Genomic DNA, 26,029 nt, shown 5'->3' on the forward strand with positions numbered 1-26,029 from the left:
CGTGAACTCGGAATCTCGAGGTTCCGGGTTCGATGCTGCGCATCGCCCCGGAACGACCCAACTAATTCTCGCTCGTCGCGTCCTTCAGCACCTTCTGCAAGGTGTCGCCCTGCATCCGGGTGATGTCGTCTTGATATTTGAGTAACGCGCCCAGCGTGTCGCCGACCACTTGCGGGGTCAGCGAGCGGGCATCGAGCTCGGACAAAGCGGTGGCCCAGTCGATGGTCTCGGCGACGCCTGGCGACTTGTAGAAGTCCTGGTCCCGTAGCGCCTGCACGAAGCGCACGACTTGCTGCGACAGCTTTGCGGAGATGCCGGGCACGCGCGACTTGACGATCGCAAGCTCGCGCTCGGCGGCGGGATAATCGACCCAGTGATAGAGGCAGCGCCGCTTCAGCGCGTCGTGAATCTCGCGGGTGCGGTTGGAGGTGATGATGACGATCGGCGGGTTTGGCGCCTTCACGGTGCCGAATTCGGGGATGGTCACCTGGAAGTCGCTGAGGATTTCGAGCAAGTACGCCTCGAATGCCTCGTCGGCCCGGTCGAGCTCGTCGATCAACAGCACCGGTGGCCCCGCGACGTCGGGCTCCAGTGCCTGGAGCAGCGGCCGCTTGATCATGTAGCGGTCGGCGAAGATGTCAGAGGAGAGCTGATCGCGATCGGTGTCGCCGGCGGCTTCCGCCATCCGGATCGCGATCATCTGCGCGGCGCTATTCCACTCGTAGACCGCCGAGGAGACGTCGAGGCCTTCGTAGCACTGCAGGCGGATCAGCTTCCGTCCCAGCGCCGCCGACAGCACCTTTGCGATCTCGGTCTTGCCGACGCCGGCTTCGCCTTCCAGGAACAGCGGCCGGCCCATCCGCAGCGACAGGTACGTCACCGTCGCCAGCGAGCGCTCGGCGAGATAGCCGCGCGAGGTCAAGAGTTCGAGCATCGCATCGACCGATGCCGGCATGGCACCGGAAGTATTGGCCACTGAAGTCATGAAAGGCCAGTCTCTGTTACGCCCTCACAGGGCAAGCATCGGGCCCGTCGGTGGCCCGCTCATTCCTTGGCGTTGGCCGCATCGACGGCGCGCCGTGTCAGCACGCCGATGAGATGCGCGCGGTATTCGGCACTGCCGTGGATGTCGCTGTTGAGGCCTTCCGCCGGCACGTTGATGCCATCAAGCGCCTTCGCCGAGAAGCGCTTCTTCAGCGCTTCCTCGAACGCGGTAACCCGGAACACGCCTTCGGAGCCGGCGCCGGTCACGGCCACCCGCACGTCCGACGGACGCCGCGCCACGAACACGCCGACCAGCGCATAACGGGAGGCCTGGTTGCGGAACTTGATGTAGGCCGCCTTCTTCGGCAGCGGGAACATCACCTTGGTGATGATCTCGTCGGCTTCGAGCGCCGTCGTGAACAGTCCCTGGAAATACTCTTCGGCCTTGAGGCGGCGCTTGTTGGTGACGATGGTCGCGCCCAGCGCCAGCACGGCAGCCGGATAGTCCGCGGTCGGATCGTTGTTGGCGAGCGAGCCGCCGATCGTACCCTTGTGACGCACGGCCGGATCGCCGATCTGGCTCGCGAGATTGGCCAACGCCGGGATCGCCTCGCCGACGATCGCAGAGCTGGCGACCTCGGCGTGCTTGGCGGTGGCGCCGATCACCAGCGAACGGCCCTTCATCTCGATCGTGTCGAGCCCCTCGATATGGGAGAGGTCGACCAGATGCGGGGGGCTCGCCAGACGCTGCTTCATGACGGGAATCAGCGTGTGGCCGCCGGCGATCACCTTGGCGTCTTCGTTCTTCACCAGGAGGTTGGCGGCCTGCCGAACGGTCCCGGGGCGATGATATTTGAATTCGTACATCTGAATGTCCTGATCGCGGGATGCGCGTTACGCGAGGTCGGATTTCGCCATCGCCTTGGCGCCGGCGGAGATCGAGGCGACGATGTTCTGGTAGCCGGTGCAGCGGCAGAGATTGCCTTCTAGTTCTTCCCGGATCGTATGGTCGTCGAGCTCGTGGCCCTTGCGGTGCACGATGTCGATCGCAGTCATGATCATGCCCGGCGTGCAGAAACCGCACTGCAGGCCATGGTGCTCGCGGAAGGCCTCCTGCATCGGATGCAGCGGCGCGCCGTCCGCGGCCAGTCCCTCGATCGTCTTCACTTCGTGGCCATCGGCCATCACCGCAAGCGTGGTGCAGGACTTCACGGCCTTGCCGTCGAGATGCACGACACAGGCGCCGCACTGCGAGGTATCACAGCCGACATGGGTGCCGGTCAGGCGCAGATTCTCGCGCAGGAACTGCACCAGCAGGGTGCGAGGATCGACGTTGGCCGTAACAGGATTGCCGTTCACGATGAGGGAGATTTTTGCCATAAGCACTCTCTATCAGCGCCCCGACGGGTCCCATCGAAGCGGTTCTTATAATTATTCCAACCCATCATATGGGCCATTATGCGCCGGGGCAACATCGCCTGGGACGCAAGGCGCCATGCCGAAGGCGATGACCTTCAGCTCTGTACAGCCTTGGCGAAGTTCGCGAAAAACTCGTCGGCGAGTTTCTTGGCGGCGCCATTGATGAGGCGCTGGCCGAGCTGCGCCAACTTGCCGCCGATCTGCGCCTCGACGTCGTAGGAGAGCAGCGTGCCGCCGTCCTTCTCCGCCAGCTTGACCGCCGCGCCGCCCTTGGCGAAGCCGGCGACCCCGCCCTCGCCCTCACCAGAAATCTTGTAGCCGTTCGGCGGATCGAGATCGCTGAGTGTGACCTTGCCCTTGAAGCGCGCCGACACCGGGCCGACCTTCATTTTCGCCGTTGCGCGAAAGCCGCCGTCGTCGGTCTTCTCCAGCTCTTCGCAGCCGGGAATGCAGGCCTTCAGCACCTCCGGATCGTTGAGCTTGGCCCACACGGCCTCACGCGGCGCCGCAAGCTGGACTTCGCCGTTCATTGTCATGGCCATGGGTGCCTCCCGGATCGCGTAACTATTGTGCTGATCAAGTAACGCAGGGACGCGGCAAAGGAAAGGCCGGAGCCCGGTCATGTGCAATGCATATTCGCAACTGCAAAAAGAAGTGTGCGGGCGGTTGGGGATTGGCACGGCCGGGCCATGATGATTAGGTCGCGCGCACAATGAGCACATCCCTCTCCCCCCTGCTCGCACCGATGCTGTCGAGCGCCGCCATGCGCGCGGTCTGCGACGACCGGTCGACCCTGCAGAACATGCTTGATTTCGAGGCAGCCCTGGCACGCGCCGAGGCCGCCGCGGATGTGATTCCGGCATCCGCCGTGGGCCCGATCGAGGCCGCGTGCAAGGCCGATTCCTTTGACATGGCCGCACTGGCGGAGGCCGCGACGCGATCGGGCAATCTCGCGATTCCCCTGGTCAAGACGCTGACCGCCGATGTCCGCAAGGCCGACAAGGAGGCCGCGCGCTACGTGCATTGGGGCGCCACCAGCCAGGATGTCATCGACACCGCAACCATGCTCACGCTTCGCGCCGGCATCGAAGCGCTGGACGCCGACCTCGGCCGCGCCATCAAGGGCTTTGCCGCACTGGCGCGCAGCCATCGCAATACTGCGATGGTGGCACGGACCTGGCTTCAGCACGCGCTGCCGATGCCCTTCGGCCTGAAGGCCGCCGAATATGCCTCGAGCCTTGCCCGCGCCCGCTGCCGGCTGCGGCGGCTCCGCCGCGAGGGCCTCGCGCTGCAATTCGGCGGCGCCGTCGGCACGCTCGCGGCCCTCGGCGACAAGGGGCTTGCCGTGGCGCAACGTCTCGCCCGGGAGCTCGATCTGCCGCTGCCCGAAGCGCCCTGGCACACCCATCGCGACCGGATCGCGGAGGCCGCTTCCTACCTCGCTATTCTCGCGGGAAGCTGCGGCAAGATCGCTCGCGACGTCTCGCTGTTGATGCAGACCGACGTCGCCGAAGCGTTCGAACCGGCCGGCGAAGGCCGCGGTGGCTCCTCGACCATGCCGCATAAGCGCAACCCGGTCGCTGCCGCAAGCGCGCTGGGCGCCGCCACCATGGCTCCGCAGCTTGCGGCGACGATCTTCGCGGCCCAGGTGCAGGACCACGAGCGCAGCGCCGGCCCGTGGCATGCCGAATGGCCGACGCTGCCGCAATTGATGCTGGTCACTTCGGGCACGCTCGCCGCCATCGTCGACATCGCGGAGGGCCTCGACGTCGACACCGCGCGCATGCGCAGCAATCTCGATGCGACGCACGGGCTGATCATGCCGGAGGCGGTCACCTTTGCGCTGGCCGAGACGATCGGCAAAAGCGATGCGCATCATCTCGTCGAGGCCGCCAGCAAGCGCGCGGTCGCCGAGAAGAAGCATCTGCGCGAGGTGCTGTCGGCCGATTCGCAGGTCATTGCGCAGCTTTCGCCGGAAAAAATTGCGGCATTGTTCGAGCCGATGGCCTATCAAGGGGCTTCCCAAGCCCTGATCGATCGGCTGCTCGACAGCCTCGACCGCGAATGAGAACCGCAAGATACGACGGAGACGCCGCATGCCCATGATCGATGCCGACGGTTGCCTGCTCAACGTCTCCGTCGAGGGCCGCGACGGCGGGCCGACCTTAATGCTGTCCAACTCGCTCGGCTGCACGCTGCAGATGTGGGAGCCGCAGATGAAGGCGCTGACGCAGGTATTCCGCGTCATCCGCTACGACCGCCGCGGCCACGGCAAGTCAACCGTAGCCCCCGGCCCCTACACGATGGAGCGGTTCGGCCGCGACGTGCTCGCGATCCTCGACGACCTCAACATCGAGAAGGTGCATTGGTGCGGCCTGTCGATGGGTGGCATGGTCGGGCAATGGCTGGGCGCCAACGCGCCGGAACGCTTCGGCAAGCTCATTCTCGCCAACACCTCCTGCTACTATGCCGAGCCGACCAAATGGCTGGAGCGCATCGACGCCGTGAAGAAGGGCGGCATCGCCGCGGTCGCCGACGCCGTGATCGCAGGCTGGCTGACGCAGGATTTTCGCGAGCGCGAGCCTGCGATCACCGCAAAGATGAAGTCGATGCTGCTCGCCTCGCCCGTCGAAGGTTATCTCGCCTGTTGCGAGGCGCTGTCGACGCTCGACCAGCGCGCGTTGCTGCCGAAGATCAAGAGCCCGACGCTGGTGATCGCCGGCCGCCACGACGTGGCGACGCCGATCTCGGCTGCCGAGCTGATCCGCTCCAACATTCCCGGCGCCAGCATGACCATCATCGACGCCGCGCACATTTCCAATGTCGAGCAGCCGCACGCGTTCACGGATGCCGTGGTGGGATTCTTGACGCAGCGCTAACAGCTATCGTCATTGCGAGCGCAGCGAAGCAATCCAGGAATCCCTCCGCGGAGAGACCCTGGATTGCTTCGTCGCTCGCTCCTCGCAATGACGAGAGGAGGAAAAAATGGACGACCAGAAGCGCCGCGATGCCGGCATGAACGTTCGCCGAAAGGTGCTGGGCAATGCGTGGGTCGACAAGTCGATCGCGAACCGCAACGCCTTCAACACCGACTTCCAGGACATGATCACGCGCTACGCCTGGGGCGAGATCTGGACGCGGCCGCATTTCGACGAGCGCACACGGCGGGTGCTGGTGATCGGCACCATGGTCGCGCTCGGGCAATGGGACGAATTCCGCCTGCACGTGCGTGCGGCGCTTGCCGAAGGCGGCTTCACGCCCGACGACATCAAGGAAATCCTGCTGCAGCAGGCGATCTATTGCGGCGTGCCGGCAGTGAACCACGCCGTCAAGGAAGCCTCAGCGATTGTGCAGGAGCTCGGCCTGCTCAAGCCCTAGGGGGGCTGCGATCTCGACGGTCTTCGGCGCGGCCTCGGGCCGTTCGATCACCACCACGATGGCGGCGCCGAGCAAGAGCAGCAGCTCGGTGGCGTGCAGCCGGAGCGCGGCCATCTCGCCGACCTTCGAAGCCATGACCATGCTGGCAAACGAGATCAGGCTGCCGATCGCCAGGGCAATGCCAAGCGCCTCGTCGCTGCCGCCATTCTTGCGGATGCGAGGAATGCAGAGCAGCACGAGATAGATCGCAAAGAACGCCACGACCGTCAGCCGGCCCAGCGCAAGCAGCCACGCGGCGCGCACCGTGTCCATGCCAGCCATCTGAAGATGGTCGCTCAGGTACAGGGCAACCGCAACGCTCGGCCGCTCGTAGAGGCCGTGCACCGGTGCGACAATGATATTGAAGGCGACAAGGGCCCAGGCCGGGATGAAATAAGCCGCGAGCAGCGCGCCGTTGACCGAACCGATCCGCCAATTCCTGAACATGCCGCTTCCCGCTTCGCCTGCCGTTCGCCCTCGATCGAAGGCTTTGCGGGGAGCTAACTCGCATCAGACCGGGCCGGCAATTTAAACCCTTTGTTTACCTTAACTGGCCCGCAAACGTCGTCATTCCGGGATGGTGCGCCAGCACCGGCCCGGAATGACTCCTCATTAAGAAAAAGGGCCCCGCCTTTCGGCGGGGCCCCTCACCCTCTTACTCCTCGGCTCCCAAACGCTCTATTCCTGGTCGCGCTGGCCGCCCTGCTGCTGGCCGGGGCGATCGCCCTGACGCATCGGGTCGTTCTGCTGCTGCTGTCCGGGTTTCTGACCACCGCCCTGCTGCTGCCCAGGGCGCTGCTGGCCGGGGTTCTGACTCTGCTGACCCGGATTCTGGTTCTGCTGCTTCGTCATTCGGGGAACTCCCTTGTTGGACGTCAGAGACGAGACAACGGCCACCGCCCATTTTGGTTGCCGACGGAACCTGGTTCCTCGCAACTGCGGAACCCGAAAGCCAAATGACCTCTGTACAAGACCTCGTGCCGCCGCGTGAGCTGTTGCAGCCGTCAGTTCCCTCCTGTTACAAAACGGAAAGAACGCTTTGGCTGCCGGGGCCCAAGAAAACCACACTCCACCCCACTCTCCTAAGAGCTCCCTTGGAGCCCGCGTCAGGTTTGGTACGGCAGCCCATGGACTATTTCACCCAGCAGCTCATCAACGGTCTCGTCCTGGGCTCGATCTACGGCCTGATCGCGATCGGCTATACGATGGTCTACGGCATCGTCGGCATGATCAACTTCGCCCATGGCGACGTCTTCATGATCGGCGGCTTCATTGCCTTGATCACCTTCCTGATCCTGATCTCGCTCGGGCTGACCGCGATCCCGCTAATCCTGCTGGTGGTGCTGCTGGTCTCGATGGCGATCACCGCGCTCTATGGCTGGACCATCGAGCGCATCGCCTACCGGCCGCTGCGCCATTCCTTTCGCCTCGCGCCGATGCTGTCCGCGATCGGCATGTCCTTCGTGCTGACCAATTATTCGCAGGTTGCGCAAGGCGCGCGCGTCAAGCCGATCCCGCCCTTCATCACCGGTGGCTACACCCTGCATGAGAGCGCGGACGGCTTCGTGATTCAGCTCTCCAACATCCAGATCATGGTGGTCGTCACCACCATCGTGCTACTGGGCCTCTTCACCTGGCTGGTATCGCGCACCCGGCTCGGGCGCGACATGCGCGCCTGCGAGCAGGATCAGACCATGGCGGCGCTGCTCGGCGTCAACGTCGACCGCACCATCTCCATGACCTTCGTGATCGGTGCCGCGCTCGCCGCGGTCGCGGGCCTGATGTACCTGCTCTATTACGGCCTGGTCGATTTCTTCATGGGCTTCGTCGCCGGCATCAAGGCGTTCACAGCCGCCGTGCTCGGCGGCATCGGCTCGCTGCCCGGCGCCATGCTGGGGGGCCTTGCGATCGGCCTGATCGAGACGTTCTGGTCGGCCTATTTCTCGGTCGAATACAAGGACGTCGCGGCGTTCTCGATCCTGATCGTGGTGCTGATCTTCATGCCGACCGGCCTGCTCGGTCGTCCCGAAGTCGAAAAAGTCTGACGGTCGCGCGTGGCAGCTTCCTCACCTATGACCGCCAAACCTGCAATAGGCATCCCCGCCATCCTGAAGACGGCTTTCGTCAACGCGCTGGTCGCGCTGGTGCTGTTCTCGTTGATGGTCGGCATCCGCACCGAGGCGGGCGCCTCCGGCCAGCTCACCTATTGGACGCGCTTCGGCGACCTCGCTTCCCTCGTCGCTGCAGTGTTCGGCGGCTCGATCGTGATCGAGCTGCTGCGGCAATGGATCGGCCCGACCGGCGCCGAGAAACTGGTGCCGCCGGCGGTGCAGAGCGGCATATCGTTCATCGGCCGCTACCTCGCGCCGGCTCTGCTGATCTTCACGCTGCTGGTGCCGGTGATCTTCTATGACCAGCGCTACATCCTCGACCTTGCGATCCTCGTGCTCACCTACGTCATGCTGGGCTGGGGATTGAACGTCGTGGTCGGGCTCGCCGGCCTGCTCGATCTCGGCTACGTCGCCTTCTATGCGGTCGGCGCCTATTCCTACGGGCTGCTTGCGACCAATTTCGGCTGGTCGTTCTGGATCTGCCTGCCGCTCGCCGGCATCCTCGCGGCGTTCTGGGGCGTCCTGCTCGGCTTCCCCGTGCTACGCTTGCGCGGCGACTATCTCGCCATCGTGACGCTCGCCTTCGGCGAGATCATCCGCCTGGTCATCATCAACTGGCAGGATCTCACCGGCGGCCCCAACGGCGTCTCCGGCATTCCCCGCCCATCCTTCTTCGGCATCCCGCTCGACAACAGCGATGACGGCCTCGCCGCCAGGCTCGGCATCGAATATTCGCCGACGCACCGCATCGTCTTCCTGTTCTATCTGATCCTGGCGCTTGCGCTACTCACCAACTGGGCGACGATCCGCCTACGCCGCCTGCCGATCGGGCGGGCCTGGGAAGCCTTGCGCGAGGACGAGGTCGCCTGCCGCGCGCTCGGCATCAACACCACGACCACCAAGCTGACGGCGTTCGCGACGGGTGCAATGTTCGGCGGCTTCGCCGGCGCCTTCTTCGCCACCCGCCAGGGCTTCATCAGCCCGGAATCCTTCACCTTCCAGGAATCGGCGCTGGTGCTCGCCATCGTCGTCCTCGGCGGCATGGGCTCGCAGCTCGGCGTCGCGCTGTCGGCGCTCGCCATGATCGGCGGCTTCGAGCTGTTCCGGAGCCTCGAGACCTATCGCATGCTGGTGTTCGGCATGGCCATGGTGCTGATCATGATCTGGCGGCCGCGTGGCCTGATCGGCCATCGCGCCCCGACCGTCTATCTGACCAAGGCGCAGGCGATCTCCTCCGACCTCGTCAAGGAAGGGCATGGATGAGCGGCGACAAGATGAGCGAAAAGATTCTTGGCGTCGACCGGCTCACCATGCGCTTCGGCGGCATCGTCGCCGTGCAGGACCTGTCGTTCTCGGCGGCGCGGAAGAAGATCACCGCCCTGATCGGACCGAACGGCGCCGGCAAGACCACCGTGTTCAACTGCATCACCGGCTTCTACAAACCGAGCGGCGGCGCCATCCGCCTCACCCATGACGACGGCAGGACGGTCGCGCTCGAGCGGCTGAACGATTTCCGCATTGCCAAGCAGGCCAAGGTCGCCCGCACCTTCCAGAACATAAGGCTGTTTCCCGGCATGACCGCGCTGGAAAACTTGATGGTGGCGCAGCACAACACACTGATGCGCGCCTCCGGATTCACTCTCCTCGGTCTGCTCGGCGTTCCTACCTACCGTGACGCCGAAAAACGCGCCATCGACCTCGCCACCGACTGGCTCAAGCGCGTCAACCTGCTCGACCGCGCCGACGATGCCGCCGGCAATTTCGCCTATGGCGATCAGCGCCGGCTCGAGATCGCGCGCGCAATGTGCACCGAGCCCGCGCTGTTGTGCCTGGACGAGCCCGCCGCCGGCCTCAACGCGAGAGAGAGCGCGGCCTTGAGCGAGCTCCTGCTCTCGATCCGCGACGAACTCGGCACCTCGATCCTCCTGATCGAGCACGATATGTCGGTGGTGATGGAGATCTCCGACCAGATCGTGGTGATGGACCATGGCGTCAAGATCGCGGAAGGCACGCCGCGCGAGATCCGCGACGATCCCAAGGTGATCGCCGCCTATCTCGGCGCCGACGAGGAAGAGGCGGCTGCCGTGATGGAGGGCGGCTCGTGACCCCGGCACCCTCTCCTCTGCTCGCGATCCGGGGCTTGCGCGCCGCCTACGGCAAGATCGAGGCGCTGAAGGGCGTCGACGTCGAGATCAATGCCGGCGAGATCGTAGCACTGATCGGGGCCAACGGCGCCGGCAAGTCGACGCTGATGATGACGATCTTCGGCAAGCCGCGCGCCCGGGCCGGCCAGATTCTGTATGAAGGCCGCGACATCACCGAAGTCCCCACCCACGAGATCGCCCATTTGCGCATCGCGCAATCGCCGGAGGGTCGTCGCGTCTTCCCGCGCATGAGCGTGGCGGAAAACCTCCAGATGGGGGCGGACGCCACCGGATGCACCGAGGCCGAACGCGAAGCGACGCTCCAGCGCGTCTTCACGCTGTTTCCGCGGCTGAAGGAACGCTATGCCCAGCGCGGCGGAACCCTGTCCGGCGGCGAGCAGCAGATGCTGGCGATCGGCCGTGCCTTGATGAGCCGTCCCCGCCTGCTCCTGCTCGACGAGCCTTCGCTGGGCTTGGCGCCGCTGATCGCGCGCCAGATCTTCGATGCGATCCGCACCCTGAACCGGCAGGACGGCCTGACCGTCCTGATCGTCGAGCAGAACGCCAACCATGCCCTCAAGCTCGCCCATCGCGGCTATGTCATGGTCAATGGCCTGATCACGCTGGCCGGCACCGGCGCCGAATTGCTGCAGCGCCCCGAGATTCGCGCCGCCTATCTGGAAGGCGGCCGGCACGGCTGACCGAGCCACAAGCCATCCCTGCGTGCGGTCGAATGTGGCGAGATATCTGCACCCATGCCCGTATTTTGCCGGTGACTTCTCGGCAATTTCATTCGAGAATGGCGCCGGTTTGGACCGGGCATGCCCGGCAACTTCCACAGGCGACCACCCGCGAGGTATCTCATGAAATCACTGAAGCTCATCGGTCTGGCATTCGGCGTATCGATCGCGCTGTCGAGCGCGGCGTTCGCGCAGGATGTCACCGTCGCAGTCGCAGGCCCGATGACCGGCGGCGAGTCCGCCTTCGGCCGCCAGATGAAGAACGGCGCCGACATGGCCGTGGCCGATATCAATGCCGCAGGCGGCGTCAACGGCAAGAAGCTCGCGCTTTCCGTCGAGGACGACGCTTGCGATCCGAAGCAGGCGCGCTCGATCGCCGAAAAGATCGCCGGCGCGAAGATCCCGTTCGTGGCTGGGCACTATTGCTCATCGTCGTCGATCCCGGCTTCGGAAGCCTATGCCGACGGCAACGTGCTCCAGATCACGCCGGCCTCGACCAACCCGCTGTTCACCGAGCGCAAGCTCTGGAACGTGGCGCGCGTCTGCGGCCGTGACGATCAGCAGGGCCTGATCGCGGCGCAGTACATCGCCAAGAACTTCAAGGGCAAGAACATCGCGATCCTCAACGACAAGACCACCTACGGCAAGGGTCTCGCCGACGAGACCAAGAAGGCGCTCAACAAGGCCGGCGTCACCGAGAAGATGTACGAGTCCTACAACAAAGGCGACAAGGACTTCAACGCGATCGTCTCGCGCTTGAAGCGCGACAACATCGACCTCGTCTATGTCGGCGGCTACCATCAGGAGAGCGGCCTGATCCTGCGTCAGATGCGCGACCAGGGCCTCAAGACCGTGCTGATGGCCGGCGACGCACTCGCCGACAAGGAGTACGCCTCGATCACCGGCCCCGCCGGCGAAGGCACGCTGTTCACCTTCGGTCCCGATCCGCGCAACAAGCCGACCGCGAAGAAGATCGTCGAGGCCTTCAAGGCCAAGAACATCGATCCGGAGGGCTACACCCTCTACACCTATGCGGCGATGCAGGTGTGGTCGCAGGCGGCCAAGAAGGCCGGCACCACCGACGCCAAGAAGGTCATGGCAGCGATGAAGGCCGGCAAGTGGGACACCGTGATCGGCCCGATCGAGTATGACGCCAAGGGCGACATCAAGCAGATCGACTACGTCGTCTACAAATGGGACGCCAAGGGCGGTTACGCCGAGATCAAGGGCAACGGCACCTGAGCGCGGCTTCGGGCCTCGTCCCCCGCCATGCGATCCTCACCAACGCCCCGGCTTACCCGGGGCGTTTTCTTTTGCGGCAGGATCAGACCGCTGCGGGCAACTCGCCAGCGATCGCGGCCTGGGCCTTGCGAAGCGCCTGCAGGAGATCGTTCGGCCGAAACGGCTTTTGCAGGCAAATCACGTTGGCGAGGTGGGGCGACTGCTCCATGAAATCCAGGGCCGTCATTCCGGATACCGCAACGATGGGAAGCCCCGGCGCACGCTCCCGCAGGGCCGCGATGACGTCGACACCGCTGACGTCGCCAAGAAAGATGTCGACGATCGCCGCGTCAAACGGGCTTTCCGCGAAGATTTTGAGCCCGACCGCGCCATTGTCGGCCTCGGCAACCTCGTAATGGTTGACCCGGAGCACGATCGCGACCATCGCGCGCACGTTCTTCTGGTCGTCGATGATGAGAACGCGACGCATGGGAACAACTCCCGCAGATTGATCAAATGATATGATTCGGACCTGGAACTCGGCACCGTGGCAGGGCATTATGACACCGCCTAGTAAAGCGCATCTTACCTGAACCCTATTCCGCGTTCCCACCCAAATTAAGTAAGTTGTAACCTTCGGTTGAGTCGTCGCGCAACAATTCACGACATGCGCCCCGAACGGGCTACCGTGGAGGTCAAGACTGCCAGATCTTGGAACTGCGGAGATGCTTAAGACGGGTCTGCACGAGATGAACGCGCCTGCGATCGACCGAAGCACATTTCTTTCTACTCTGCCGGCCACCTCGACCGACCGGACCGCGGCTTTGTGGATCATCGGGGTCTCCTCGATCCTGTTCGCATTGGCTGTTCCGTTCGCAGGTATCGCGCTGCCGCCGGTCCCGGCCTTCGTCGCGAGCTATCAATCAGCCCTGGCCGTGAGCGACATCATCACGGCAGTGCTGCTGCTGTCGCAGTTTTCGGTGCTGCGAACCCGCGCGCTGCTGTGGCTGTCGACCGGCTATCTCTTCACAGCCGCGGCGGCGCTGGTCCATGCCCTCACCTTCCCCGGCCTGTTCACCCCGACCGGGCTGTTTGGCGCGGGCAGCCAGACCACCGTCTGGCTCTATATGATCTGGCACGGCGTCTTCCCGCTGTTCGTGCTGGGCTATGCCTGGCTGAAGGAAAAGGACGGCGGCCCCCGGATCCGGGGCGCGACCAGCAAGGCGATCTACGCGATCGTGCTCGGCGTCGTCGCGGCCATGGCCGCCTTCACCTGGATCGTCACAGCCCAGCACGATCTGTTGCCGGTTCTGCTCCGCGACGGCCGTTACACACCGACCATGATCGGGGTCGTGTCCTTCGTGTGGTCGCTGAGCTTCGCCGCGCTCGTTTCGCTGTGGTTTCGCCGCCCGCATTCGGTGATCGACATCTGGCTCATGGTCGTGATGTGCGCATGGCTGTTCGACATCGCTCTTTCTGCGATCGTCAACGTCGCGCGCTTCGATCTCGGTTTCTACGCCGGCCGTCTCTACGGCCTCTGCGCGTCGAGCTTCGTGCTTGCGGTACTGCTGATCGAGAACGTGCGCCTTCAGGTGCACACCGTTGGCCTCGTCGGCAGGCTGCGCCAGCAATCGGCCTCGGAACGCGATTATTACGGCAAGCGCCTCGCCCTGTACGGCGCCGTCGTCGAATCCTCCAACGACGCCATCATCACGAAGACGCTCGACGGTATCATCACCAGCTGGAACAAGGCCGCCGAGCATCTGTTCGGCTATTCCGCCGCGGAGGCCGTCGGCAGATCGATCGACATCATCGTGCCGCCGGACCGAAAGCACGAAGTCAGGAGCATCCTCAACCGCGTTGCCAGCAACGAGACGATCGCCCAGCACGAGACGGTGCGGATTCGAAAGGACGGCCGCGCGCTCGACGTCGTCCTGAACGTTTCTCCGTTAAGATCGGACAACGGAGAGATCATCGGGGCCTCCAAGATCGCCCATGACATCACGGAGGAGAAACAGGCGCGCGAGAAGCTGCACCGCGAGACCGAGGAGCGCCGGCGCATCTTCGAGACCTCGCAGGACCTGATCCTGGTCACCGACGGTTTCGGCAATTTCGTCCAGGTCAGCCCGAGCGTGAAGGACATCCTCGGCTTCAGCCCGGACGACATGATCGGGCACAGCGCGACCGAGTTCATCCACCCTGACGACCTCGAGAAGACGCGGGACGAAATGCGGGCGGCGCGGCGCGGCGCGGTCAAGCGCAGCTTCGAGGCGCGCTATTATCACTACGACGGTCACGAGGTCACGCTGAACTGGATGGGCACCTGGTCCGAGCCCGTGAAGCGCCATTTCTTCATCGGCCGGGATCTCACGGAGAAGCAGGCCGCCGAAGCCCAGTTCCGGCATGTCCAGAAGATGGACTCCATCGGCCAGTTGACCGGCGGCGTCGCCCACGATTTCAACAACGTGCTGACCGTCATCACCGGCACGATCGGCATCTTGGCCGACGCGGTTGCCGACCGCCCTGAGCTGGCGGCGATCACCAAGCTGATCGACGATGCCGCCGAGCGCGGCGCGCAGCTGACCAAGCATCTGCTGGCCTTCGCCCGCAAGCAGCCGCTCCAGCCGCGCGAGATCGACGTCAACGCGCTGGCGCTCGAAGCCGCCAAGCTGTTGCACCCGACCTTGGGCGAGCAGATCACCATCGTGCCACAGCTCACCGAGGATGCCTGGCCGACGCTGGTCGACCCCGGCCAGCTGTCCACCGCGATCCTCAATCTGGCGCTGAACGCACGTGACGCCATGCCCGACGGCGGCACGCTGGTGTTGGAGACCCGCAACATATTCCTCGACGACGGCTATGCCAGCATGAATCCCGACGTCGTCGCCGGCAATTACGTGATGATCGCCGTCAGCGACACCGGCTCCGGAATCCCGCCGGAGCTGATGGACCGCGTGTTCGATCCCTTCTTCACCACCAAGGAGGTCGGCAAGGGCACCGGGCTGGGCTTGAGCATGGTCTTCGGCTTCGTCAAGCAATCCGGCGGTCACATCAAGATCTACAGCGAGCAAGGCCACGGCACGAGCGTGAAGATCTACCTGCCGCGCTCGAGCGGCGTGCAGGAGACCGAGTTCGAGGCGCTGCAGAATGCGCCCATCACCGGCGGCAACGAGAAGATCCTGATCGTCGAGGACGACGCGTTGGTGCGGCAATATGTGGTGACCCAGGTCAAGAGCCTCGGCTATACCGCGCTTGAGGCCGCCAACGGTGCGGAGGCCCTGACCATCATCGACAGCGACAAGACCATCGACCTGCTCTTCACCGACATCATCATGCCGGGCAACATGAACGGCCGCCAGCTTGCCGACGAGGCCGCTCGCCGCCGTCCCGACCTGAAGACATTGTTCACCTCGGGCTACACCGAGAATGCCATCGTCCATCACGGCCGACTCGATTCCGGCGTGCTGCTGCTGGCAAAGCCCTACCGCAAGTCCGAACTCGCCAAGATGCTCAGGACGGCACTGGCGAGTTGAGCCTGCGGCATCCTTGCGCTATCGCAAGGCGAGCTCCTTTCAGCGCGCGAGGCCATCTTGAAGAATCTGCTCACCGACATTGCCGGGGTCCGCGTCGGCCATGCCGAGGATGCCAAAGTCGCCACCGGCACGACCGCGATCATCTTCGATTCCCCCGCGGTCGCGGCGATCGACGTGCGCGGCGGCGGTCCCGGCACGCGCGAGGACGCGCTGCTCGATCTCGCCAACACCGTCGAGCGCGTCGACGCGATCGCGCTATCGGGCGGCTCCGCCTTCGGTCTCGATGCCGGCGGCGGCGTCCAGGCCTGGCTCGCCGAGCAGGGGCGCGGCTTCAGGGTTCGCGAGGCCCTGATCCCGATCGTGCCGGGGGCGATCCTGTTCGATCTGCTCAACGGCGGCGACAAGGCCTGGGGACGCTTCTCGCCCTATCGCGACCTCGGCTACGCCGCGGCGGCTGCCGCCGGCACCGACTTCGCAATCGGCAGCGTCGGCGCCGGCTTAGGGGCCACCACCGCGACGTTCAAGGGCGGGCTCGGCTCGGCCTCGGCGGTGACACCTGACGGCGTAAAGGTCGCGGCGATCGTCGCCGTCAACGCGGTGGGCAGCGTGACCGTCGGCAACGGGCCGTGGTTCTGGGCGGCGCCGTTCGAGGTCGGCGGCGAGTTCGGCGGGCGCGGCCTGCCTGACAAGTTCACCGACGACATGCTCCGCATGCGCATCAAGGGCGGTCCCGCGGCGAGCGCGCGCGAAAATACGACCATCGGCGCGGTCGTCACCGACGCGGTGCTGACCAAACCCCAGGCCAAGCGTCTGGCGATGATCGCACACACCGGCTTCGCCCGCGCCATCTATCCGGTGCACGCACCGACCGATGGCGACGTGCTGTTTGCGGCAGCGACCGGCGAGAAGCAGATCGAGCCGCTGGTCGGCCTCACCGAGCTCGGCACGGTCGCCGCCAACGTGGTCGCGCGCGCGATCGGCCGCGCCATCTACAGCGCGACCGCGCTGCCGTTCCCGGAGGCACAGCCGGCGTGGAAGGACAGATTCGGTTAGAAACGAAACGGCTGATACGGCGTTACCTTGGCGGCCTCAGGTGTACTGCCATGCCGTCTTCCGTGATCCGGTTCTTCCGCTATGCGCCCGACACGCGGGAGCTGAAGGTGACTTTCGTCAGCGGACGCCTCTATGTCTACGAGGATGTTCCATCCGAGGTCGCCACAGCGTTCAGGGAAGCGCGCTCAAAGGGAGCGTTCTTCAACCACGAAATCCGTGACCGCTACGTCTATCGTGACATCACGCACGAATATGCCGGCTAATCTCGGATGTCGCTCACACGCTCATCGACATCGAGGAACCGGCAGCCGCCGAAGCGCCCTGCCCCTGACCGCCTTGCTGCTGCATCAATTGCGCGAACAGATCATAAGCCGAATTGCGTGAGGAGCTGGAGGCGCCCGGCACGGTCGTCGACATCTTGAAGCCGTCGGCATAGGTGACGGTGATGGTGGTCGAGCCGTCGGCGGCGGTCGTCGTGGTCGAGGTCGATCCGCCACTCGACGAGGACGAAGAATCCGATCCATCACCCGAGCCGCCGGCACCTTGCGCGTGATGGTGGCCATGGTGACCGCTCTTCAGCGCCTTCGACATCTCGTCAAGGCTGACGCTGCCGTCCGAATTCGAATCCAGCTTGGAGAACACGTCGTCGGCCTGCGCGAGGTTGGTCCCGCCTGCGCCCAGCGCGTCCTCGAACTCGGACTTGGTGATGTTGCCGTCGCCGTCCGCATCGATCTGCGAGAACAGATCCTTGAGTGCAGCATTTCGGCTAGTCGACGTCGAGGACGTGGAGTTCGACGAGGTCGAGTTGGCCGTGCTGGTGTCGGAGGACTGGCTTTGCGCGGCGAACAACGCGTTCATCGTCTCCGGCGCGATCTGCGGATATTTGCCCGAGTTGACCGACGAGGTCGCGCCGCTGGTCGTGCTGCTGCTAGCGCTGTCGATCGCGAATGGATTGGCCGCGCCCTGCGCAGACCCTGTCTTGTGCGTCGAGGAGGACGATTTCGAGTTCGTCAGCGACTGAATAGCGTCGAGTGCGCTCGACACGGCACCAAGGGCAAACAACATTGCACAACTCCAACCGATGCGGCATGCCGCGGCCAATGTCCTGCAGGTGATGTCAGCAAGCGTCGTGCCAGCGCAAAAAGTTCAATGAAATCCGCCACCGCCGCGCCTTGGACGGCCCGGGAACACCGGCAATTCGTGCCGGTCGCGGCAGAATCTTCCGCCCACAGGAAGCACGGCTGCCCTGCATTGCCCGCCACGGAGGCCCATGTTAGGCGAGGCCCATCTTTCACGGCCGCCACGGGAAACTGCGTCATGACCCAAGCCTTCGCCCCCCGCCCTTTGGCCATCGCCCCCTCGATCCTGGCCTCGGATTTCTCCAGGCTCGGCGAGGAGGTGCGCGCCGTGGACGCGGCTGGAGCCGACTGGATCCATCTCGACGTGATGGACGGTCACTTCGTTCCCAACATTTCCTACGGCCCCGACATCATCAAGGCGATGCGCCCGCACACGAAGAAGGTGTTCGACGCGCATCTGATGATCTCGCCCTGTGACCCCTATCTCGAGGCCTTTGCGAAAGCCGGCTGCGACCACATCACGGTACATGCTGAGGCCGGTCCGCATCTGCACCGCTCGCTGCAGGCGATCCGCGCGCTCGGCAAGAAGGCCGGCGTCTCGCTCAATCCAGGCACGCCGGTCAGCGCGCTCGAATACGTCCTCGACCTCGTCGATCTCGTGCTGGTGATGTCGGTCAATCCCGGCTTCGGCGGCCAGGCCTTCATTCCCTCCGCGATCGGAAAGATCCGCGACATCCGTGCAATGACGGCGGGACGCCCGATCGACATCGAGGTCGACGGCGGCGTCGGCCCAGACGTCGCCGGCGCGCTCGCCGCGGCCGGCGCCAACGCCTTCGTCGCCGGCACGTCCGTATTCCGGGGCGGCACGCAGGAGGCCTACAAGACCAACATCGCCGCGATCCGCAACGCGGCGCTAGGGGCTCGCGGCGAAGCGATTTGAGCCGGAGCAAGCGCGCACGCGGACGAGGCGAAATCCCGCGGCTTTTGCGGCTGCTGCAACGCGCAATGCCTTAAATTGCAGTCTTGATCCGTACTCATCCGGACTTCACTGATTCGCGCAAATCACCGCAAGTGATTCCTGCCTGTTTTTGACGGGAGGACATCATGACGACGACCCTGGTTTGGACTGGCGTAGCGTTGTGGTTAGCGTTCAATGCGGCGATTGCGGCTCGCAGCCTCTACGTGGCGCGACCGGTGAAGGCCGAGGCTTCCGCCCGCATCATCCACCTTCACCGTCGGCGGGGCTGAGCGCCATGCAGATCGCACTCACCAAGCGTCGGCCGAAGCGCAGGTGCCGGATCCCGCGCCGCCCGCACCCGGGCCTCGATTATTTCTTCGGCCGCCTCGAGCGCACCGATGGCACGATGGACGACAATGCCGGGCTCGACAACTCGGACCTCGACCATTCGTTTGCTTCGCAACGCCGACACTGAGACTTCTGACCGGACCGCTCCATGAAACCGCACTGCCCGAACTGCCTGAAGGAAATGATCAAGGCATCCGCGTCGCGTAACCTGTTCAATTGCGAGCCCTGCCGCGAGATCATCCAGTATTTCGGCGGCAGCGCGGATCACGGCGAGCCCGGCCCGCAATTCTCCTGGCCGATCCGCCGCAAGCGCGCCGCCCACTCCGCCCACGCGGCCTGATCGCCCCTTCAAGTCGGCAGGCGGCCTATCCCGGTCCTTCGCCGGCATCGGGCTCGCCGACATCACCGTCCATCCGCGGCGGCCTTACCACCGTGACGGTGCAGCCTGCCTCCGAGGCCACCTTGGCCGAGACGCTGCCGAGCAGCGTGCGGCGGAACGAGCCCTGCCGCGCGCCGATGATGACGTGGTCGACCTGGTTGACCTCGGCGAACTCCAGGATCGCGGCGGCGGGATCAACCGCCTCCAGCACATGAGCCGACAGCCGGCTCTCATCCAATTTGAGCGGCGTCGCCCAATGCCGCAGCGCGACCAGGCGGTCGATATGCTTGTTGGACCCCTGCTCGTCCAGGGTACGGTCGATCGCGATCCTGTTCAGCTTGAGCACGTTGACGCAGGCAAGCCGCGCCGAGGGCAGCGTGGCGAGGATGCGCTGGGTGGTCACGCGTAGCGCCTCGTTGAGCTCCGGTGCGCCTTCCACCGTGTCGAGCGCGACAGCGAGGATCGGGCTCGATGCGATTTGCGCCGCGACATCCGATTTCGCGCGTGGGGCCATGACGCCCAGATTGAACCGGCGACGCCAGGCGACGCTGAGCGGGTCGCGTTTGACCCGCTCCGAGCGCGTGGAGAGCTTGACCTGGTCGGGATGGGCGAGATCGAAGGCGAGCTGGGACGCCGTCGGATAGCGCCACACCGGCTCGATCTCGAGACACCGCAGCACCACCTCCTGCAGCCAGGGCGGATAGTCGGCGCGCAAGCTTCGCGGCGGATGCGGATCGCGCCACAGACGGCGCCGCATCGCGCGCAGCGTCTCGCCCTCGCCGAACGGCCGCTCGCCGGTGGTGAAGAAATACAGTAGCACGCCGAGCGAAAACAGATCGCTGCGCGGATCGTCGCGCACCCCTGACAACCGCTCGGGTGCCATGTAGGGCGCGGTGCCGTAAGGCAGGCGGAACTCCTCCTGCAAGAGATCCGGCAGGTGGTTGTGATGTGACAGGCCGTAATCGATCAGCACCGCCTCGCCGCTCTCGCGGAACATGATGCTGCTCGGCTTGATGTCGTGATGGATCACGTTCTGCCGGTGCAGATCGGCCAGCGCGGTTGCAATCCTGGCAACGAGCAGCCGCGCTTCGTCATAAGGCAGCGGCAGGTCAGGCAGTCGCTTGTAGAGCGTGGTGCCGGAGATCTGCTCGATCACGACATAGGCCTGGTGCGCGAAATCGCCGGTGCCGAAACAGGTCGGGACGTGCGGGCCCGCGAGCCGCGGCAGGATCATCATCTCCATCTCGAAGGAGACGATCGCGGCGGGGTCCTCGCCCTCGGAGACCCGCGGTATCTTCATCAGCAGCGGCACGTCGATGCCGAGATGGGTGACCGTCCACAGCGTCGCCATGCCGCCGGCATGAACGCATTCACCGATGGTGTAGCCATCGATCACCGCGCCGGACTTGACCAGAGGCTTCGGCATTGCCTTCAGCGCCCCTGCGAGAGCCGATCGGCGAGCCAATGCGGCAGACCGTTGTCGCGAATTCTGCCCGCCGCCGTCGCGATGTCATAGGGCGCGCGGCAATAGGTGATCTGGCACGACTCGGTGTCGAACAAGACGAAGGCTGCCGACGGATCGCCGTCGCGAGGCTGGCCGACCGAGCCGAGCACGGCGAGCCATTGCCGTCCACGCAGAAGCTGCACCGGGACGTCAGTCTTCGGCACGAAGCTCGTCATCTTCGCCGTCACCGACATCGAATAGAGCGCGGGGCGATGGATATGACCGCAGAACGTAACATGGGCCGGCGTCGCAATCAGGCTCTTGGCGGCGTCCACAGTGGAGCGAACATAGTGCCAGCGCTGGGGGTGAGAGGCTTCCGAATGCACGAAGAGCCGATCGCTGTCCTGGACCAGCATCGGCAATTCGCTCAGGAATCGCCGCTGCGCCGCGTCAAGCCGGCCGCGGGTCCATTCGATCGCGACCTGCGCCTCGGCGTTCATGGTCTCTGCCGAGGAATTGACCGCCTGGTCGTGATTGCCGCGCACGGCGATGGCACCTTGGGCCACGAACTCCATCGCGGTATCCACCACCCATTCGGGATCGGCGCCATAACCGACGAAATCGCCGAGCAGGACGAACCGCTCCGCGCCCTTCGCACGGGCGACCTTCAGACAGGCTTCGAAGGCCTGCCGGTTGCCGTGAATATCCGAAAAGACAGCGAGAAGCACGCACCCTCCACCCTTCAATTCTTATTGAAGCCCGATACGGCCAAATTGAGGGAGGTCAAGACCATGCGCCAGCGCCGCCCCGATTACCAGCGCCCCGCGGACGATGGCGGAGAGCCTATTGCTCGTCTTTCGGGGGCATCCGGGGCGGCGGCAGCGGGGTGAACACCGCGCCTTGCGCGCCGGCCGGCGGCGCGATGAACTCGCCCGTCGAGGAATCGCCGCCGCTCGTCTCCATGATCGTCTTGGGCGTCACATATTCGCGGACCATGTCGATGAGGCTCCCATCGCCGCCGCCGAAATCGGCGGCACGTCCGCCTTGCGGATGTCCCAGAGCGATCTCGTTTTCCGCGGCATGGGTCTTGTCGGCGAGCCCATCGTTGTAGGGCACACGGAAGGCCCGCGGGATACCGCTCGGACGATTGTCCTCGTCCAGCTGCTCGACCCAGAGATAGATCGAGCCGGGATCGCCCTCAAGCGAATGCGGCTCGACGATGCGAGCCTTCAGCAGCTTGAAGGTCGCCGGCAGCCGGTCGGAACTGGCCCAGCCAAGCAGCCCGCGCATTTCGGTGAAGCTGACGACATAGAAGGCGCTGGTCACGACCACCGCGACCGCCTTCAGCGACCAGTGCAGCCGCGCATAGACCAGCACGACCAGCAGCAGCGCGCCGATCACGGCGTAGGCGACCGACAGCGTCAGGATGACCGTCTGCAGGTTACTCACGGCGTATCCTCGTAGCGTTCTTGCTCACACCGGTCCTCGGGTCGAGATCGGCGCCGTTGCGCCAGCCGCTGCGGAACGTCTCGAGCAGTGATTTCGGCCGCTGGTCCACGTTGACGACCTTGCCTTCGGCATCGAGCCGGAATCGCACCGCGGTCTTCTCGTCGCCGGTGTGATCGAGCGTGAACTTGTTGTCGAACACCACCTGCGCCGTCGGATTGAGTTTTTGCACCTTCACATTGGCCGTCACGGGCTCACCGGTCGTCGCCACGAAATGCGAGACGTTGACGGTGTATTCTCCGGCCAGGATGCCGCGGAGGGTGACGATCTCCTCGCGGATGGGCGAGGCGATCTTCTTGCCGGCGACCATGATGAAGTCGTTGGCTCCGCCGCGATCGTCGCGGTCGAGGGTGAGGAAGCCGGCCTCGCGGTGGCGATACCAGGCGATGTTGCCGGCGGGATCCTGCACGAACAGGTCGAGATCGTCGGGGTGATTGTCCGGCCAGTCCAGCGTGATCATGAACTCCGCCTTGGAGTCGATCTTGCCGTCCTTGGCGTCCGGAGAGACCGCGAGCAGCGCCAGGAAGAACAGGAACGCGATCACCTGGAGCGCCTTGAACAGCATCACGCCCAGCGGGTCGAACGGCTCCTCGCGCGGATAGAGACCGAAATCATCCATCATGACGGGGTTCCGGCACCCTTGATTCCAGAACCCTTGATTCCAGAACCCTTGCGCTCCAGCACCGGCGTCACATAGGTCTCGGTCAGCACCACCGCATCCGAAAACACCCGCTGGGTCGCGGCATCCAGCATGTAATACTGGATGCGGACCAGGATCGAGCCGACGAGGCCGGCAAGCGTCGTGTACATCGCGACCGCCATGCCGTCGCTCATCAGCCCCATCGAAGAACGCATCGCGACCTTGTCGGCGGCATCCAACCCCGCGATCGGCGCCAGCATGATAATGAAACCGATGATGGTGCCGAGCAGGCCGAGCTTCATCAGCGTGTCCGAGACGAAGGCGCCGAATCCGTTGGAGCCGCGCAGGCGATCGGCGAGCGTTCGCAGCAACAGCGTCTGATCCACCGGGCGGTAGTCCTGCGCGGCGGCCTTGGTCACCAGGCTTTCGATATGATCCCGCACCAGCCCGCGCGGCAGCGCCGTCGCACGCGCATCGAGGACCTTGCCGCCGTCGGGCGCCGCGAGTGCCGCCCGGCAGCGCCGAGCGGCCGCCCCCTCCCGTGCGATCGCCCGCGTGCGCAGGAAGCAATGGCCGCAGGTGACAACATAGAGCACCGCGATGACGCTCGAAATGTAGGTGCGGTCCGAGGTCAGCATCAGATGGATCAGGCCGAACCGCCACAGCAGCACGACGGCGAAGATCGAGAGCCCGGTGAAGATCATCCAGAACAGCAGCGCGCTGCGCTCGGATGGGTCGGCAGCAGATCCTGCGATCGGTCCAATCGTCATCGAACTCATGCCGCACCGCTCCTCGGGCCGCAACGATCGGCCCATAAAGATTTCCACCCGATTAGATCAAAGCCGCCGTATCAGGTCCAAAGACCCATGCCCAATCCGGCTTGGGAAATTTGCCCGAGCTGCAATCTTGCCACACCCGGCAATTGGCAAGGCGCGGCGGCGTTGTTAGGCTGACCTTATCAAACGTCGGGGGTGATCGCATGCGCCTCGTGCTTCAGCTTGTCGCCCGTCTGCTGCTCATCGTGGCACTTTGCCTTGGCGCGGCAACCATATGGGCCACGTTCGACGCCTATCGCAACGTCGATAGAGCGACTGCGGCGTCCGCACAGCGGGTCGCGCAGGCGCTTCAGGCGTTGTACTGGCATGAGTTCTTGTTGCGCAGCAGCAGAACGCGCGAGCAGCTTTTGCCGGTTCCGGACTGGCGCACGCTGGAGACGATGAAGCTGATCTCGCCCGGCGTCTGCGTCGAGTTCCAGCCGGCCATCGCGTTTGAAAAGCCGCTTTGCGGCCAGAGCGAGGGGCTGGGCAAGACGCCGCCGCGCTGGTTCGCATCGATCGTCCCAATCTTCCTTGGCAGCCACGCCGAGGTGGTACGACCGGTCAGTCCCCGCGCCGCTTCTGCCGGCACGGTGGTCGCGACGCCGGATGCCGCGGCCGCGATCTCGCTCGCCTGGGAGTACATCCTCAACGTGATCGATGTCGCGCTGTTGATGGCGGCGGCGATCGCGCTGTTGGCATCGCTGGCGATCGCGCATGCGCTGGCCCCAGCGCGCGCGATCGTGACCGCCTTGCAGCGCATGGCGCGCGGCCAGTATCGCACCAAACTGCCGCGCTTCCGCTCGATGGAGCTGGCGATGATCGGCAGCGCCGTCGGCGAGCTTGGCGGACGCCTGGAGGAAGCCACCGAGCAGCGCGCTGCGCTGACGCGGCGCCTGATCGAAATCCGCGACGATGAGCGCCGCGCGCTCGCCCGCGAGCTGCATGACGAGTTCGGGCAGAATCTCTCCGCCATTCTCGCCTTCGCCAACACGATCGAGACGGCGAGTGCGAAGCAGAACAAGGATAACGGGATCGCGCAGGATGCGCGGATGATCTCGCAGGCCACGCATCAGTTGATGGCCTCGCTCCGCGATGCGCTGAAGCGGCTGCGCAATCCCCTGCCCGAGGAGCTTGGGCTGGAGGCGAGCCTCGTCAATCTGGTTGATAGCTGGCGCTCGCAGAGCGCGGCGCGGCCGACAATCCAGCTCGACCTCAGGGGTGACCTGACGGACGTGCGGGGCCCGGCCGCCACCACGGCCTATCGCGTGGCACAGGAATGCTTGACTAACGCGCTGCGTCACAGTGCGGCGCGCGAGATCTCTTTGCGCATCGAACGCCGTGCCGGCGACGACAACGCCTTGCTGATCCGCGTCGAGGACGACGGCGGCGGCGATGCGGAGCGCGTCGCGCAATCGACCGGCTTCGGCCTGACCGGGATTCGCGAGCGCGTCACGGCGGCCGGCGGAACACTGTCGATCCTGCCTGCCCGCGGCGGCCTCAGTGTCGCCGCCACCATCCCGCTCGCCGCGTGAGGCCGACATGAGCGAGGTGGCAGCAACAGGCATCTCCGTGCTGCTCGTCGACGACCATCCGATCGTCCGGCAGGGCTACCGGCGCGTGCTGGAAAGCCAGGGCGATCTGCATGTCGTCGCGGAAGCCGACAATGCCGCGGACGCCTATGGCGCGTTCAAGGCGCACGACCCCGATGTCGTCGTGCTCGACATCTCGATGCCCGGCGCGAGCGGGCTGGAGGCGATCCGCAACATCCGCGCGCGCAGCCCGCGGGCGCGGATCCTGGTTTTTACCATGCACAACGAGGCCGTGCTGGTGAAAGCCGCCTTCAGCGCTGGCGCCAGCGGCTTCGTCACCAAGAGCAGCGAGCCTTCTGCCGTCGTCTCCGCGATCCGCAGCGTCGCTCGTGGCGAGCGCGCCATGAGCGACGACATCGCGCATATTCTGGCCGAGGACAGTTTGTCGGCGGGCTCAGCTCTGGATCAACTAGGCGAACGCGAGATCGAGATCCTGCGCCAATTCGCCGGTGGCGCCACAACCGAGCAGATCGCGGCGCATCTCAACCTCAGTGTGAAGACGGTGCAGAACTATCACTATTTGATCAAGACCAAGACCGGCGCACGTACCGATGCGCAGCTGGTGCGGCTGGCCGCAACGTGCGGGCTGACCAGGATCTAGCAGCAGAGCTGCCGCACTGCCCTCCTCGAAGTTACTCAATCTGCC

At 64.9% G+C, this 26,029-nt stretch carries 30 protein-coding genes; 17 read left to right on the forward strand and 13 right to left on the reverse strand.

Annotated features, from left to right (window positions below; translation table 11 throughout):
- Window positions 1-61: 61 nt before the first annotated feature.
- The 4 genes from UNPA324_RS16845 to UNPA324_RS16860 form a co-directional block, all read right to left on the reverse strand.
- Window positions 62-985 (reverse strand): AAA family ATPase, encoded by a 924-nt coding sequence (locus UNPA324_RS16845; protein WP_128920872.1) that lies wholly within the window; start codon window positions 983-985, stop codon window positions 62-64.
- Window positions 986-1,044: 59 nt separating this feature from the next.
- Window positions 1,045-1,851, reverse strand: a complete 807-nt coding sequence (locus tag UNPA324_RS16850; protein WP_128920871.1) for an FAD binding domain-containing protein — start codon at window positions 1,849-1,851, stop codon at window positions 1,045-1,047.
- A gap of 27 nt (window positions 1,852-1,878) precedes the next feature.
- Complete coding sequence (locus tag UNPA324_RS16855) at window positions 1,879-2,364, reverse strand: (2Fe-2S)-binding protein (protein ID WP_014494194.1); 486 nt, start codon at window positions 2,362-2,364, stop codon at window positions 1,879-1,881.
- A gap of 134 nt (window positions 2,365-2,498) precedes the next feature.
- On the reverse strand, window positions 2,499-2,945 hold the full coding sequence (locus UNPA324_RS16860) for an SRPBCC family protein (protein WP_126260910.1): 447 nt from the start codon (window positions 2,943-2,945) through the stop codon (window positions 2,499-2,501).
- A 170-nt stretch (window positions 2,946-3,115) separates the two neighbouring features.
- Between UNPA324_RS16860 and UNPA324_RS16865 the strand changes: the two genes are divergently transcribed.
- The 3 genes from UNPA324_RS16865 (at window position 3,116) to UNPA324_RS16875 (ending at window position 5,781) form a co-directional block, all read left to right on the forward strand.
- A complete protein-coding gene (locus UNPA324_RS16865; protein WP_141935174.1) occupies window positions 3,116-4,471 on the forward strand; it encodes a 3-carboxy-cis,cis-muconate cycloisomerase in 1,356 nt (451 codons plus the stop codon).
- Window positions 4,472-4,499: 28 nt separating this feature from the next.
- Entirely contained in the window at window positions 4,500-5,282 is a 783-nt protein-coding gene (gene pcaD / locus UNPA324_RS16870) for a 3-oxoadipate enol-lactonase (RefSeq protein WP_128920869.1), read from the forward strand.
- A 106-nt stretch (window positions 5,283-5,388) separates the two neighbouring features.
- Window positions 5,389-5,781 (forward strand): carboxymuconolactone decarboxylase family protein, encoded by a 393-nt coding sequence (locus UNPA324_RS16875; RefSeq protein WP_128920868.1) that lies wholly within the window; start codon window positions 5,389-5,391, stop codon window positions 5,779-5,781.
- On the opposite strand, the gene UNPA324_RS16880 is transcribed toward UNPA324_RS16875, so the two are convergent.
- On the reverse strand, window positions 5,743-6,267 hold the full coding sequence (locus UNPA324_RS16880) for a hypothetical protein (protein WP_128920867.1): 525 nt from the start codon (window positions 6,265-6,267) through the stop codon (window positions 5,743-5,745). The two genes, UNPA324_RS16875 and UNPA324_RS16880, sit on opposite strands and share 39 nt — an antisense overlap.
- Window positions 6,268-6,498: 231 nt before the next feature.
- Window positions 6,499-6,672, reverse strand: coding sequence for a hypothetical protein (locus UNPA324_RS35160; protein ID WP_181769418.1), 174 nt, complete (start codon window positions 6,670-6,672; stop codon window positions 6,499-6,501).
- Between the two features lie 275 nt (window positions 6,673-6,947).
- Here UNPA324_RS35160 and UNPA324_RS16890 point away from each other — a divergent pair, with 275 nt between their 5' ends.
- The 5 genes from UNPA324_RS16890 to UNPA324_RS16910 all read left to right on the forward strand — a co-directional run bounded on the left by UNPA324_RS16890 (window position 6,948) and on the right by UNPA324_RS16910 (window position 12,057).
- Window positions 6,948-7,865: an ABC transporter permease subunit gene (locus tag UNPA324_RS16890; protein ID WP_128920977.1), complete on the forward strand. Its 918-nt coding sequence runs from the start codon at window positions 6,948-6,950 to the stop codon at window positions 7,863-7,865.
- Window positions 7,866-7,892: 27 nt separating this feature from the next.
- Window positions 7,893-9,194: a high-affinity branched-chain amino acid ABC transporter permease LivM gene (livM, locus tag UNPA324_RS16895; RefSeq protein WP_128920866.1), complete on the forward strand. Its 1,302-nt coding sequence runs from the start codon at window positions 7,893-7,895 to the stop codon at window positions 9,192-9,194.
- On the forward strand, window positions 9,191-10,036 hold the full coding sequence (locus UNPA324_RS16900) for an ABC transporter ATP-binding protein (RefSeq protein ID WP_128920865.1): 846 nt from the start codon (window positions 9,191-9,193) through the stop codon (window positions 10,034-10,036). The genes livM and UNPA324_RS16900 overlap by 4 nt, the downstream gene beginning before the upstream one ends.
- The gene (locus UNPA324_RS16905) at window positions 10,033-10,776 is read left to right on the forward strand and encodes an ABC transporter ATP-binding protein (protein WP_128920864.1); all 744 of its coding nucleotides are present in this window, start codon (window positions 10,033-10,035) and stop codon (window positions 10,774-10,776) included. The genes UNPA324_RS16900 and UNPA324_RS16905 overlap by 4 nt, the downstream gene beginning before the upstream one ends.
- A gap of 162 nt (window positions 10,777-10,938) precedes the next feature.
- The gene (locus tag UNPA324_RS16910; RefSeq protein WP_128920863.1) at window positions 10,939-12,057 is read left to right on the forward strand and encodes a branched-chain amino acid ABC transporter substrate-binding protein; all 1,119 of its coding nucleotides are present in this window, start codon (window positions 10,939-10,941) and stop codon (window positions 12,055-12,057) included.
- 82 nt (window positions 12,058-12,139) lie between these two features.
- On the opposite strand, the gene UNPA324_RS16915 is transcribed toward UNPA324_RS16910, so the two are convergent.
- Window positions 12,140-12,526, reverse strand: a complete 387-nt coding sequence (locus UNPA324_RS16915) for a response regulator (protein WP_164936439.1) — start codon at window positions 12,524-12,526, stop codon at window positions 12,140-12,142.
- A 235-nt stretch (window positions 12,527-12,761) separates the two neighbouring features.
- On the opposite strand from UNPA324_RS16915, the gene UNPA324_RS16920 reads away from it, so the two are divergent.
- The 3 genes from UNPA324_RS16920 to UNPA324_RS16930 are packed head-to-tail and all read left to right on the forward strand — an operon-like array spanning window position 12,762 to window position 16,885.
- Complete coding sequence (locus UNPA324_RS16920) at window positions 12,762-15,569, forward strand: PAS domain S-box protein (protein ID WP_128920862.1); 2,808 nt, start codon at window positions 12,762-12,764, stop codon at window positions 15,567-15,569.
- 57 nt (window positions 15,570-15,626) lie between these two features.
- A complete protein-coding gene (locus UNPA324_RS16925) occupies window positions 15,627-16,622 on the forward strand; it encodes a P1 family peptidase (RefSeq protein ID WP_141935175.1) in 996 nt (331 codons plus the stop codon).
- Between the two features lie 50 nt (window positions 16,623-16,672).
- Entirely contained in the window at window positions 16,673-16,885 is a 213-nt protein-coding gene (locus tag UNPA324_RS16930) for a KTSC domain-containing protein (RefSeq protein WP_128920860.1), read from the forward strand.
- A gap of 13 nt (window positions 16,886-16,898) precedes the next feature.
- Here UNPA324_RS16930 and UNPA324_RS16935 read toward each other — a convergent pair whose 3' ends face one another.
- Complete coding sequence (locus tag UNPA324_RS16935; RefSeq protein ID WP_141935176.1) at window positions 16,899-17,687, reverse strand: EF-hand domain-containing protein; 789 nt, start codon at window positions 17,685-17,687, stop codon at window positions 16,899-16,901.
- A 252-nt stretch (window positions 17,688-17,939) separates the two neighbouring features.
- Here UNPA324_RS16935 and rpe point away from each other — a divergent pair, with 252 nt between their 5' ends.
- The 4 genes from rpe (at window position 17,940) to UNPA324_RS35175 (ending at window position 19,347) form a co-directional block, all read left to right on the forward strand.
- Window positions 17,940-18,641 carry a ribulose-phosphate 3-epimerase gene (rpe, locus tag UNPA324_RS16940; protein ID WP_128920858.1) on the forward strand — a complete coding sequence of 234 codons (702 nt, stop codon included), beginning with the start codon at window positions 17,940-17,942 and terminating at the stop codon, window positions 18,639-18,641.
- A 164-nt stretch (window positions 18,642-18,805) separates the two neighbouring features.
- Window positions 18,806-18,949, forward strand: coding sequence for a hypothetical protein (locus UNPA324_RS35165; RefSeq protein WP_164936438.1), 144 nt, complete (start codon window positions 18,806-18,808; stop codon window positions 18,947-18,949).
- Window positions 18,950-18,954: 5 nt separating this feature from the next.
- A complete protein-coding gene (locus tag UNPA324_RS35170) occupies window positions 18,955-19,134 on the forward strand; it encodes a hypothetical protein (protein WP_164936437.1) in 180 nt (59 codons plus the stop codon).
- Between the two features lie 21 nt (window positions 19,135-19,155).
- Window positions 19,156-19,347: a hypothetical protein gene (locus tag UNPA324_RS35175; protein ID WP_164936436.1), complete on the forward strand. Its 192-nt coding sequence runs from the start codon at window positions 19,156-19,158 to the stop codon at window positions 19,345-19,347.
- 25 nt (window positions 19,348-19,372) lie between these two features.
- On the opposite strand, the gene UNPA324_RS16950 is transcribed toward UNPA324_RS35175, so the two are convergent.
- The 5 genes from UNPA324_RS16950 to UNPA324_RS16970 form a co-directional block, all read right to left on the reverse strand.
- Window positions 19,373-20,812, reverse strand: a complete 1,440-nt coding sequence (locus UNPA324_RS16950) for a serine/threonine protein kinase (RefSeq protein ID WP_141935177.1) — start codon at window positions 20,810-20,812, stop codon at window positions 19,373-19,375.
- Between the two features lie 5 nt (window positions 20,813-20,817).
- Window positions 20,818-21,558 (reverse strand): metallophosphoesterase family protein, encoded by a 741-nt coding sequence (locus UNPA324_RS16955; protein ID WP_128920856.1) that lies wholly within the window; start codon window positions 21,556-21,558, stop codon window positions 20,818-20,820.
- 115 nt (window positions 21,559-21,673) lie between these two features.
- Complete coding sequence (locus UNPA324_RS16960) at window positions 21,674-22,279, reverse strand: hypothetical protein (RefSeq protein WP_128920855.1); 606 nt, start codon at window positions 22,277-22,279, stop codon at window positions 21,674-21,676.
- Window positions 22,272-22,958, reverse strand: a complete 687-nt coding sequence (locus UNPA324_RS16965) for a DUF2135 domain-containing protein (protein WP_128920854.1) — start codon at window positions 22,956-22,958, stop codon at window positions 22,272-22,274. Before UNPA324_RS16965 ends, UNPA324_RS16960 begins: the two co-directional genes overlap by 8 nt.
- The gene (locus UNPA324_RS16970; RefSeq protein WP_128920853.1) at window positions 22,955-23,755 is read right to left on the reverse strand and encodes a MotA/TolQ/ExbB proton channel family protein; all 801 of its coding nucleotides are present in this window, start codon (window positions 23,753-23,755) and stop codon (window positions 22,955-22,957) included. Before UNPA324_RS16970 ends, UNPA324_RS16965 begins: the two co-directional genes overlap by 4 nt.
- Before the next feature lie 200 nt (window positions 23,756-23,955).
- Between UNPA324_RS16970 and UNPA324_RS16975 the strand changes: the two genes are divergently transcribed.
- Both UNPA324_RS16975 and UNPA324_RS16980 read left to right on the forward strand, forming a co-directional pair.
- Entirely contained in the window at window positions 23,956-25,326 is a 1,371-nt protein-coding gene (locus UNPA324_RS16975; RefSeq protein ID WP_128920852.1) for a sensor histidine kinase, read from the forward strand.
- Window positions 25,327-25,333: 7 nt separating this feature from the next.
- Window positions 25,334-25,984: a response regulator gene (locus UNPA324_RS16980; RefSeq protein ID WP_128920851.1), complete on the forward strand. Its 651-nt coding sequence runs from the start codon at window positions 25,334-25,336 to the stop codon at window positions 25,982-25,984.
- The last annotated feature ends 45 nt before the right edge of the window (window positions 25,985-26,029 follow it).

Source organism: Bradyrhizobium sp. UNPA324, from assembly GCF_006658635.1.
In the GTDB taxonomy this organism is placed as follows: Bacteria; Pseudomonadota; Alphaproteobacteria; order Rhizobiales; family Xanthobacteraceae; genus Bradyrhizobium; species Bradyrhizobium nanningense.